Annotated in this window: 10 protein-coding genes and 1 tRNA gene; 8 read left to right on the top strand and 3 right to left on the bottom strand. The window is 70.9% G+C overall.

Annotation, left to right across the window (positions count from 1 at the left end; translation table 11 throughout):
* Positions 1-73, bottom strand: a tRNA-Met gene (locus SPF06_RS13935).
* Between the two features lie 203 nt (positions 74-276).
* Between SPF06_RS13935 and bioB the strand changes: the two genes are divergently transcribed.
* From bioB to SPF06_RS13905, 6 genes are read left to right on the top strand one after another with little or no spacing between them, the layout of a single operon-like run.
* Positions 277-1326 (top strand): biotin synthase BioB, encoded by a 1050-nt coding sequence (bioB, locus tag SPF06_RS13930; RefSeq protein WP_323279711.1) that lies wholly within the window; start codon positions 277-279, stop codon positions 1324-1326.
* Positions 1326-1559, top strand: coding sequence for a biotin synthase auxiliary protein BsaP (bsaP, locus tag SPF06_RS13925; RefSeq protein ID WP_323279710.1), 234 nt, complete (start codon positions 1326-1328; stop codon positions 1557-1559). Before bioB ends, bsaP begins: the two co-directional genes overlap by 1 nt.
* Complete coding sequence (locus tag SPF06_RS13920) at positions 1556-2884, top strand: adenosylmethionine--8-amino-7-oxononanoate transaminase (protein WP_323279717.1); 1329 nt, start codon at positions 1556-1558, stop codon at positions 2882-2884. The genes bsaP and SPF06_RS13920 overlap by 4 nt, the downstream gene beginning before the upstream one ends.
* A gap of 8 nt (positions 2885-2892) precedes the next feature.
* The gene (locus SPF06_RS13915; RefSeq protein WP_428985771.1) at positions 2893-4035 is read left to right on the top strand and encodes an 8-amino-7-oxononanoate synthase; all 1143 of its coding nucleotides are present in this window, start codon (positions 2893-2895) and stop codon (positions 4033-4035) included.
* On the top strand, positions 4032-4775 hold the full coding sequence (bioD, locus tag SPF06_RS13910) for a dethiobiotin synthase (protein WP_323279708.1): 744 nt from the start codon (positions 4032-4034) through the stop codon (positions 4773-4775). Before SPF06_RS13915 ends, bioD begins: the two co-directional genes overlap by 4 nt.
* A complete protein-coding gene (locus SPF06_RS13905; RefSeq protein WP_323279707.1) occupies positions 4772-5890 on the top strand; it encodes a cytochrome P450 family protein in 1119 nt (372 codons plus the stop codon). Before bioD ends, SPF06_RS13905 begins: the two co-directional genes overlap by 4 nt.
* A 47-nt stretch (positions 5891-5937) precedes the next feature.
* Here the strand turns inward: SPF06_RS13905 and purB are convergent, their stop codons facing one another.
* Positions 5938-7377: an adenylosuccinate lyase gene (purB, locus tag SPF06_RS13900; protein ID WP_428985769.1), complete on the bottom strand. Its 1440-nt coding sequence runs from the start codon at positions 7375-7377 to the stop codon at positions 5938-5940.
* Positions 7378-7580: 203 nt separating this feature from the next.
* Between purB and SPF06_RS13895 the strand changes: the two genes are divergently transcribed.
* Both SPF06_RS13895 and SPF06_RS13890 read left to right on the top strand, forming a co-directional pair.
* Complete coding sequence (locus SPF06_RS13895; RefSeq protein ID WP_323279704.1) at positions 7581-8078, top strand: hypothetical protein; 498 nt, start codon at positions 7581-7583, stop codon at positions 8076-8078.
* Positions 8075-9532: a hypothetical protein gene (locus SPF06_RS13890; protein ID WP_323279703.1), complete on the top strand. Its 1458-nt coding sequence runs from the start codon at positions 8075-8077 to the stop codon at positions 9530-9532. Before SPF06_RS13895 ends, SPF06_RS13890 begins: the two co-directional genes overlap by 4 nt.
* Before the next feature lie 29 nt (positions 9533-9561).
* Here the strand turns inward: SPF06_RS13890 and SPF06_RS13885 are convergent, their stop codons facing one another.
* On the bottom strand, positions 9562-9993 hold the full coding sequence (locus SPF06_RS13885) for a phage holin family protein (protein ID WP_323279701.1): 432 nt from the start codon (positions 9991-9993) through the stop codon (positions 9562-9564).
* Positions 9994-10035 lie beyond the last annotated feature (42 nt).

The following is a 10035-nucleotide window of genomic DNA, read 5'->3' as shown; positions in this document are numbered from 1 at the left end:
TGCGGGGACAGGATTTGAACCTGCGACCTCTGGGTTATGAGCCCAGCGAGCTACCGAACTGCTCCACCCCGCGGCGCTTGATCTACTTTACCCGGTTCGGTCGCGAGACGCGAATCGGGCGAGGATGCGCTCTCGAATCGGGCGTGTCACTCCCAGTTCTCGCCGAAATCTGGTCGCGACTTGTTGTAGGTCCTCCACAAAATCGCGGCGTAAGGCCCCGGATACCGTCGAGCACGGCGGTCGTATTCGACGCCGCCGGAATGCTGAGGAGCGAGGATGACCTCTCGAGAAGACGCGGGCGCTGTCGTGGCGCCGAGCGAGTACGTGGGCCGATACCCGATCCTGGATACAGCCCGCGAGCAGGTTCTCGATCGCGGTGAGGGGCTGAGCGAGGCCCAGATCCTCGAGATCCTCCGGCTCCCCGACGAGGCGATCCCTGAGGCCCTGCAGCTCGCCCACGAGGTTCGCCTCAAGCACTGCGGCGAGGATGTCGAGGTCGAGGGCATCATCTCGATCAAAACCGGCGGCTGCCCCGAGGACTGCCATTTCTGCAGCCAGTCGGGCCTGTTCGACTCGCCAGTGCGGGGCGTGTGGCTCGACATCCCCGAGCTCGTCAAGGCCGCGAAGGAGACGGCCGCGACGGGCGCGACGGAGTTCTGCATCGTCGCCGCGGTCCGCGGGCCGGACGTGAAGCTCATGAACCAGATCAAGTTCGCGATCGATCGCATCACCGCCGAGGTCGAGATCAACATCGCGTGCTCGCTCGGCATGCTCACACAGCGGCAGGTCGACCAGCTCACCGAGTGGGGGGTTCACCGCTACAACCACAACCTCGAGACGGCGCGCAGCTACTTCCCCGAGGTCGTGACGACGCACAGCTACGAGGAGCGCCTCGAAACCTGTCGCATGGTGAAGGACGCGGGCATGGAGCTCTGCTGCGGCGCCCTCATCGGCATGGGCGAGACGGTCGAACAGCGTGCCGAGCTCGCGGCCCAGCTCGCCGCGCTCGAACCAGACGAGGTCCCGCTCAACTTCCTCAACCCCCGCCCCGGAACCCCGCTCGAGAACCAGCCGATCATGGACGGCAAGGACGCCCTCCGCGCGATCGCCGCGTTCCGCCTCGCCATGCCGCGCACTGTGCTGCGCTACGCGGGCGGCCGCGAACTGACGCTCGGCGACCTCGGCACGAGGGACGGGCTGCTCGGCGGCATCAACGCCGTCATCGTCGGCAACTACCTCACCACACTGGGCCGTCCCGCCACGCAGGATCTCAACCTCCTCGTCGAGCTCAACATGCCCATCCGGGAACTCCAGAAGTCCCTGTGATGGACGAGCTGTACTGCGAGCACTGCGGCGAGCCCGCGCCGTCGTCCGGGACTGCGCGGTCGAACGCTGCGCCGTCGTCCGCTGCGCCGTCGTCCGCCCACGAGCGCTGCCGCGAGCGCCTCGCGATGGAGCCGCCGCGCTACTGCGCCGCGTGCGGGCGCCGCATGAAGGTCCAGGTGACGCCCCTCGGCTGGAGCGCGGCGTGCTCACGGCACGGGAGCCGCACGTCATGAGCCTCATCGACCGCGACCGCGCGCACCTCTGGCACCCGTACGCCCCCGCCTCGCCGAGGCTTCCGCTGTGGGAGGTCGAGGACGCCGAGGGCGTCACCCTGCGCATCATGGACGACGACGGCGCCCGCCACGAGGTGGTCGACGCCATGTCCTCGTGGTGGTCGGCCATCCACGGCTACCGCAACCCGCTCCTCGACGCGGCCGCGAGGCGGCAGCTCACCCGCTTCAGCCACGTCATGTTCGGCGGCCTGACGCACGAGCCTGCGGTCGAGCTCGCTGAACGGCTCGTCGCGATGGCGCCCGCGGATCCGTCGAGGCCCGCGCTCGAACGGGTGTTCCTTGCGGATTCCGGGTCGGTGTCCGTCGAGGTTGCGCTCAAGCTCGCGGTGCAGTTCCAGGCCGCCTCAGGCCGCCCGCGGCGGCAGCGCTTCTTGGCTCTTCGGGGCGGCTACCACGGCGATACGACGGGCGCGATGTCCGTGTGCGATCCCGTCGACGGGATGCACGCGGCCTTCGGCGGGCTCGTGGACGGGCAGGTCTTCGCCCCGCGGCCGCCCGCCGCGGCTACGGCGACGCGCGAGGGCATCGACACGTGGCACGACATGGTGGCGGGCCTGGCCCGAATCCACGCCGATGAGCTTGCGGGCATCATCGCGGAGCCCGTCCTGCAGGGCGCGGGCGGCATGCACGCCTACCCGCCCGAGTGCGTGCGGATCCTCCGCGACATCGCGGACCGCCACGGCCTCGTCCTGATCCTCGACGAGATCGCGACGGGCTTCGGCCGCACCGGCGAGCTGTTCGCGGCGGACCACGCCGGCGTCGTCCCGGACATCCTGTGCGTCGGCAAGGCCCTCACGGGCGGCTATCTCACGCTCGCCGCTGCGCTCTGCACGGGCGAGATCGCGCGCACGGTCTCCTCGGCCGGGCCGCTCCTGCACGGCCCCACGTTCATGGGCAACCCGCTCGCGTGCGCCGTCGCCAACGCGAGCCTCGGCATCCTCGCCGCGGGGGGCTGGCGGCAGGACGTGCGCCGCATCGGCGAGGGGCTCGCTTGTGGCTTGGCCCCGGCGAAGGCGTTCGACATCGTCGCAGACGTCCGCACGATCGGCGCCGTCGGCGTCGTCGAACTCGCGCACCCCGTCGATGTCCCGGCCGTCACGCGTGCCGCGATCCGCCGCGGCGTGTGGCTCCGCCCGTTCCGCAACCTCGTCTACACGATGCCGCCGTATGTCAGCACCGCGGCGGACGTCGAGAGGATCGCCGCCGGAATGATCGGCGCGATCTCAGAGGTCCATTCAGGGATTCACGAAGGAGTGCCCGCATGAGCGTGTCCATGGCCAACTGGCTCGACCAGCAGGCGCTCGTCCGCGAGCGTCGCGGCCTCGTCCGCCGCCCGGCGCCGCGTGGCCCCGCCGACGCGGTCATCGACCTGGCCAGCAACGACTACCTCGCGTTGTCCCGCGATCCGCGGCTCGCCGCAGCCGCAGCCGATGCCGCGCACGAGTGGGGCACGGGAGCCACGGCTTCGCGCCTCGTGGCCGGGACCACGAGCCTCCACCTCGAGCTCGAATCAGCCCTCGCCGCGCTCGTCGGCATGGAATCTGCCCTCGCGTTCTCGTCGGGCTACCTCGCCAATCTCGGTGTGGTGACCGCCCTCGGCGGGCCTGGGACGCTCGTCGTCGCCGACGAGCAGTGCCACGCGTCGATCGTCGACGGGTGCCGCCTGAGCCGGTCCCGCACCGAGACCTTCGCCCACAACGATGCGGACGACGCCGCGCGCCTCCTCGCGGGGCGCGCCGAACCGCGCGCACTCATCGCCGTCGAATCCATCTACAGCGTCGGCGGGGACGCCGCGCCGCTCGGGCGCCTGCTCGAGATCGCCGTGGAGCACGACGCGGTGCTTCTCGTGGACGAGGCCCACAGCCTCGGCGTCTCCGGCACGGGTGCTTTCGCGGGCCGCGGATCGATCGCGGGCACCGCGCTCGCGGGGCACCCGAACGTCGTCGTGACCGCGACCCTCTCCAAGTCCCTCGGAAGCCAGGGCGGCGCCGTGCTTGGCCCGGCCCGCCTGCGCGAACACCTTGTGAACCGCTCGCGGACGTTCATCTTCGATACGGCGCTCGCACCGACCTCGGCCGCAGCAGCGCTCGCGGCACTCGGCATCCTGCGCGACGAGCCGTGGCGGGCGGACCGGGTTCGCGCCCATGCGGCCGCCCTCGTGGCGGGGCTCGCTGGCTTCGCCTCGGTGCGGCCGTCCGCGGGAGCCGTGCAGTCGGTCGCGATGCCCTCGGCTGAATCCGCGGCGGCTGCCGCCCGCGTCGCGGGAGAGGCCGGGATCCGCGTGGGCTGCTTCCGCCCGCCATCCGTGCCGGACGGCGTCTCGCGGCTTCGGCTCACAGCCCACGCGGGGCTCGCGCCCCCGGACATTGCGCGGGCCATCGCGGTGCTCCGCGACATCCTTGAGGAGGCGTCATGAGGTTGCCCCGCATTGTCCTCGTCACTGGGACGGACACCGGGGTGGGGAAGACGGCGACGACGGCGGCGCTCGCCGTCGTGCTCCGGCGCCGCGGGGTCTCCGTCGCCGTGTACAAGCCGGTTCAGACCGGCGGCGCGTACGGAGACTCGGACATCGCCGAGATCGCGCGACTTGCCGGGGACGTGACGGCCCGCGTCGGCGCTGTGCTGCGGGAACCCCTCGCCCCACGGGCCGCCGCCGCTCTGGACCGCGTCGGGCTCCCGCCGATGGCCGAGCACGTCGAGACAATCGCCGGGCTCGCAGCCCAGCACGACCATGTCATCGTCGAGGGCGCGGGCGGCCTGCTCGTCGAGCTCGACGACGATGGCGGCACGCTCGCGACCCTCGCCCCCGCGGTCACGGCGCGGGGCCTTTCGGTGGGGGTCGTCGTCGTGACGCGGGCCGCTCTCGGGACCCTCAATCACACGGCGCTTACGCTTGAGGCCCTGCGGGGGCGGGCCATCGACGTGGTCGGCGTCGTGGTCGGATCAGTGCCTGCAGTGCCGGGGACGGCCGAGCGCAGCAACCTCGAGGCGTTCGCGGCCGGCGAGGTGGCGCTTGTCGGTGCCCTTCCCGAGGGCGCGCCGAGCCTTCCGCCTGCTCAGTTCCGCGAGGCGGCGTCCCCGTGGCTCGCGGGCTTGTTGCCGCGTGAGGCTGAGGTTCTGAGCTCGGGAGATGGCCTGCGCGGGGGCCTCGCATGAGCACGTTCAAGATCGTCCGCGACCCGTCGCTGGTCCGCGACGTGCTGCATCGCCCCGAGGACTTCAGCCCGGCCAACGCCCTCGTGGCCGTCACCCCGCTCACCGGTGCTTCGCTGCGGGTGCTTCAACGTGCGCGCTTCGCCCTCCCGCCGATCCTCGCGAGCAATGACTCGCCCTCGCACCCGGGAATCCGGAAGGTCGTCGCGGGGTTCTTCACGCCCGCGACCGTCGCGGGCATCGAGCCGCGGATCCGAGAGCTCGCACGGGCGGCCGCTCGCGATGCCGAGGCCGCGCTTGCGACGGAGGGAAGCGTGGATCTCGTGCCAGCCGTCGCTGCGCTCCCGCCCGCCATCCTCATGCTCGAACTGCTCGGACTCGACGTTCCGGCCGGCGAGCTGGCCGCACTCAAGGCCTGGAGCAGGGACTCCCTCGAGCTGTTCTGGGGCTGGCCGGGCCCTGAACGGCAGCTCGAGCTCGCGCACAGCGCGGCCGAGTTCTACGGCTGGCTGCGGGAGCTCGTCCGCTCGGCCGTGAAGGCGCCGCGGAGAAGCCTCTTTGCGGCCCTCGACGAGCACGGCCTCTCGACGCCCGAGATCTGCTCCCTTGGCTATTTCCTGCTCATCGCCGGGCAGGAGACCACGTCTCAGCTCATCAGCACCGTCCTTTTCAGGCTCGCCGAGGGGGCTGGTCCGGTCGCTTGGGGGGACGCCAGCGGGGGCGCCGGAAGAGGTGCACCGGCCGCCCGCGAAGCGGTCCGGCACGTGCTCGCCACGGAGTCCTCGGTGCCGACGTGGCGTCGCGTCGCCGTGCGGGACACTCGGATCGGCGACCTCGCGATACCGGCAGCGTCCGAGATTCTCCTCGAGCTCACGGGGCACCACGGGCCGAATGGGCCTGGCCGCCCCACGGACTATGCCCTCGCGTTCGGGTCGGGGGTGCACCGCTGCCTCGGCGCGAAGCTCGCGGAACTCGAGGCCGCCGTCGTCGTCCAGGAGACAGTTGCCGCGCTTCCCGCCGTCAGGCTCGCGGACGCCGAGCCCGCGTGGCTGCGGCTCCTGTCCTTTGAGGCGCCGCTCGCGGTGCGCGTCTCAAGGGGCGACGCCGCGGCTCGCTAGCGTCTGGCGCGGGCCGCGGCGTCGGGCTGGGCTCAGTCGAGGTTGGCTCAGTCGAGGTGGTCGACGAGGTCGCCCGCGATCCCGTTGTAGGACGCGGGAGTGAGCGCGAGAAGCCGCGCCTCGGCCTCGGCCGAGAGCCCGAGTTCGGACACGAACTCCTTCATACGGGCCGCGTCGACGCGGTGCCCGCGCGTGAGTTCCTTGAGCCGTTCGTAGGGGTTGTCCATCCCCGGAACGCCCGCGATGGCCTCGGCGCGCATGACCATCTGGATCGCCTCGGCGAGCACTTCCCAGTTCTGGTCGAGGTCTTCCGCGAGGACGCCCTCTGCGACGTCGAGGCCCGCAAGTCCCCGGGAAACGTTGCTGATCGCGAGCATCGAGTGCCCGAACGCGACGCCGATGTTGCGCTGGCTCGACGAATCGGTGAGGTCGCGCTGCCAGCGGCTCGTCACGAGGGTCGCGCCGAGCGTGTCGAGGAGGGCCGAGGAGATCTCGAGGTTCGCTTCGGCGTTCTCGAAGCGGATGGGGTTGACCTTGTGCGGCATGGTCGAGGAGCCGGTCGCGCCCGCCACGGGGATCTGCGCGAAGTAGCCGATCGAGATATAGCTCCACACGTCGGTGCAGACGTTGTGCAGAATCCGGTTGAACCGCGCGATGTCCGCGTACAGCTCGGCCTGCCAGTCGTGGCTCTCGATCTGCGTCGTGAGCGGGTTCCACGTGAGGCCGAGGCCCTCGACGAATGACTTCGAGACCTGCTGCCAGTCCGCGCTGGGGACCGATGCGACGTGGGCGGCGAAGTCCCCGGTCGCGCCGTTGATCTTGCCGAGGTACTCGGTGCGCTCGATGCGGGCGAGCTGGCGGCCAAGGCGGTGCGCCATGACGGCGAGCTCCTTGCCGAGCGTCGTGGGCGTGGCGGGCTGTCCGTGGGTGCGGGAGAGCATCGGCACGATGCGGTTCTCGCGCGCCATGTCGGCGATCTGCCCGACGAGGGCGCGCGCGGCCGGAAGCCATACGTTCTCGACGCCGCCCTTGACGCCCAGCGCGTAGGAGAGGTTGTTGATGTCCTCGGACGTGCAGCCGAAGTGCACGAGCGCCGTGAGCTGGCCGAGGCCGAGGGCTTCGAGGCGGCGGCCGATGTAGTACTCGACGGCCTTGACGTCATGCACCGTCACGGCTTCGATCTCGGCGAGTTCCGCGACGGACGCGGCGTCGAACTCCGTCACGATGCGGCGGAGGCCCTCTTCCTGCTCGGCCGTGAGCGGCGCAGTTCCGGGAAGCACGGAGTTGCGGGTGAGGTGGATGAACCACTCGACCTCGACGGCGACGCGGTCCCGGTTGAGCGCGGCCTCGGACAGGTAGTCCACGAGCGGAGCCACCGCGGGGCGGTAGCGGCCGTCGAGCGGGCCGAGCGCGATCTGCTCGGGGGTCGCCGCGAGGGACAGCCTGCCAGAAGGGGTGCGTGCGGGGGAGTCAGCCATGGCCTCCATTCTTCCAGATTGCCGGGACAGACGAGGCCGTGTGCGGGGCCCCGCAGGTGTTCGTTGGTCCTCCACAAGATCCGCCGTGGTGCGTCATCCACATACGACGACGGCGAGCGGCGCCGGGGCGGATCGCATGCGTAGCGTCGAACTCAGATCGAGATGCCACGGGCACGAGGGCCGACTGAGGGACTTTGGGGGGACCGATGGGAATGGAGCGCGAAGACGGGGACGCAGCGGGGGGCTGCACGCACGACGAGGCGACATTGAGCTCGGCGGCGGCCGAGCTCCGCGACGCCGAGCGCGACGCCCGTGCGGGCCAGTCCGACGCCGAGAGGGCCTCAGCGGTCGAATGGTCGGGCTTGGCGGGGGATTCATTCCGCACGCGGGCTGCCGTGCTCGTCGCCGAGCTCGCGGCGGTGACGGCGGGAGTCGTGGGCCTGGGAATTCTTGTGGGCATGGCCCAGCGCGATGCGGCGGAATGTGCGTCGGCGAGTTCCGTCGCAGTCGCCGAACCGTCGGTTGGGCCTACGACGGCGGGCCCGCGCCTTCCTATCACGGCGCCGGGACGCGCGCTCCTTCCCTACGAGTCGCGCGGCCCGCTGATTCCCTACGAGTCGCGCGGCCCGCTCCTTCCTGACGGCAGTCTCGGCCCTGCGACGGCAGGAACGAGCTCGGCTGCCCCCGGAAGAAGGGAGGCCTGCCGATGACCGTGCACGTCGCCGCGCAGCTGAATCCGGACCGATTCGTCGTCACGGGAGGCCGTGCGTTCGCGGCGAGCGTCGAGTCCCTCGAAGCCTCGGCGACCTCCTTCGATGCCGTCTCAGCGGCGCTGGGCCGAGTCCGGCAGGCCCTCTACGTCGCGCGCCTGCGGGTGGAGGGGGCGGCGTGCACCCGGTCCTCCGTCGCGCCGAGGATCTCGGAGGAGTCGGCGAGGATCGAAGCCGCGGTACGTCGCTGCGTCGATGAGGCGGCTCGCGAGGCCTCCGCGGTGCGGCGCGCCGCGGCGAACTACCTGGAAGAAGAGGCGAAGCGCAGGTCTGCCCTGGACGGGCTTCAGAACCTGGTCGTCGACTCCGACGTTATGGCGGGCCTTCTATCGGTGTTCGTCCCGCGTGGCCTCTTCGCGGATCGGAGCGACCCGGCCAGCGCTCCCGGCAGGTGGGCCGCTGCCTTCATGCGCTTTCTGAACCGCGCGAAGATCGGGGGTGCGCCGGAGGACGCGATCGACGTCACGCGGAAGGAGGTCGTGGGTGGGCGCGAGGAGGGCGGCAGTTTCGCCTACGCCGTGCACGCCCTAGGTCAGGCGCAGGGGCACGAGCCGCTCGAGGACGGGACGATCGTGCCGCCGTCGTCGATCCTTGTGGAGCGCTTCCCGCAGGCCGACGGCTCGGTGGCCGTGATGGTGACGGTTCCCGGAACGGAAACGTGGGATCTGGACTCGGCCGATGGCAACGTCTTCGACTCCGAATCGATCCTTGACGGGATGGAGCGCCGCGACAGCCACGTGAGGACCCTCATCAAGGAGGCGCTGAACGACCAGGGGCTGGGCCCCGGGGACAGGGTCGTCTTCAATTCGTACAGCCAGGGTTCCATCCACGTCCTCGGTCTGCTCGAAGAGCGCGAGTTTGCGGACCGCTACCACGTCGCGGCAGTCACTTCGGTCGGCGGGCCAGTCTCGGCGTTTGCGGTCCCGGACGGTGTTCCCGTGCTGAGCCTCTCGAACGCCGATGACGTGGTCCCGGCGGCGTCGGGCCGCGCGTCGCCGCCGTCCGGCTCCGTCGTCGAGGTGCGGACGCCGTCTCGCATCGGCCCCGCGGCGACCCTCATCCCCAAGGAGGCGGTGGCCAGCGCGCACAGCCTCGAGAACTACGCCGGGGACGCGTCTGCGCTCGATAGGTCCACGGCGCCGGGTGTGAAAGAGTTCGCGGCAGCCGTGGGCGCCGCGCTCGGCAGCTCCGCAGCGGCCTCTGGGCCAGGTGCGGGGACGCCCGAGGGGCCCGTTGCTGGGCCAGTAGCTTCCGGGCCAGGTGCGGGGAGCCCCGCTGACGCGTCTCCGGGGACCGTTGCTGCGCCAGCGGCTCCGGGGCAGTCCGGCGCGGCTCGCGAACGCTTCATCTACACGGGCACCGACTCGCGGACGAAGGAAGGTGGCGGCGGATGAGACGAACCGCGGCGCCGGGGGAGAAGGGCTCAGTCTCTGCGGCTTGCGCCGAGGAGCCGGCCCATGATCGCCGAGACGATCGAAATAATGATGGCGCCGAAGACCGCCGTCCAGAGGAAGGAATCGATGGTGAGGTGCACTGGCGTGTATCCGCTGATCCACGAGGTGAGGGCGAGCATCGCGGCATTGATCACGAGCGCGAACAGGCCGAGGGTGAGGCACGTGACTGGGAGTGAGAGGAGTTCTACGACGGGGCGCACGAGTGCGTTGACGAGCCCGAAGATGAGGCCGATGAACAGGTAGGCGAGGATCAGGCCCACGGTGTCGGCGCTCGACCCGGCTCCGGCATTGGCCGCGATGCCGGCGGTGGCGTTCGAGCTGATCTTGAGCCCGGGGAGGATCCACGTGGCGACCCACAGGGCGAACGCGTTGACGACGACACGAAGGAGGAACCGCATCATGACCCCATCGTTCCACACCCGGCTGTGGCAGCCCGCGACGTC

Origin of the sequence: Sinomonas terricola (assembly GCF_034931225.1) — a bacterium.
Taxonomy (GTDB): Bacteria; Actinomycetota; Actinomycetes; order Actinomycetales; family Micrococcaceae; genus Sinomonas; species Sinomonas terricola.
This window is presented reverse-complemented; position numbering and strand designations above follow the sequence as displayed.

Excerpts from the sequence above, each read along its gene's own strand:
- bioB (WP_323279711.1), top strand. The coding sequence starts at position 277 with ATGACCTCTCGAGAAGACGCGGGCGCTGTCGTGGCGCCGAGCGAGTAC.
- bsaP (WP_323279710.1), top strand. The coding sequence starts at position 1,326 with ATGGACGAGCTGTACTGCGAGCACTGCGGCGAGCCCGCGCCGTCGTCC.
- SPF06_RS13920 (WP_323279717.1), top strand. The coding sequence starts at position 1,556 with ATGAGCCTCATCGACCGCGACCGCGCGCACCTCTGGCACCCGTACGCC.
- SPF06_RS13915 (WP_428985771.1), top strand. The coding sequence starts at position 2,893 with ATGGCCAACTGGCTCGACCAGCAGGCGCTCGTCCGCGAGCGTCGCGGC.
- bioD (WP_323279708.1), top strand. The coding sequence starts at position 4,032 with ATGAGGTTGCCCCGCATTGTCCTCGTCACTGGGACGGACACCGGGGTG.
- SPF06_RS13905 (WP_323279707.1), top strand. The coding sequence starts at position 4,772 with ATGAGCACGTTCAAGATCGTCCGCGACCCGTCGCTGGTCCGCGACGTG.
- purB (WP_428985769.1), bottom strand. The coding sequence starts at position 7,377 with ATGGAGGCCATGGCTGACTCCCCCGCACGCACCCCTTCTGGCAGGCTG.
- SPF06_RS13895 (WP_323279704.1), top strand. The coding sequence starts at position 7,581 with ATGGAGCGCGAAGACGGGGACGCAGCGGGGGGCTGCACGCACGACGAG.
- SPF06_RS13890 (WP_323279703.1), top strand. The coding sequence starts at position 8,075 with ATGACCGTGCACGTCGCCGCGCAGCTGAATCCGGACCGATTCGTCGTC.
- SPF06_RS13885 (WP_323279701.1), bottom strand. The coding sequence starts at position 9,993 with ATGATGCGGTTCCTCCTTCGTGTCGTCGTCAACGCGTTCGCCCTGTGG.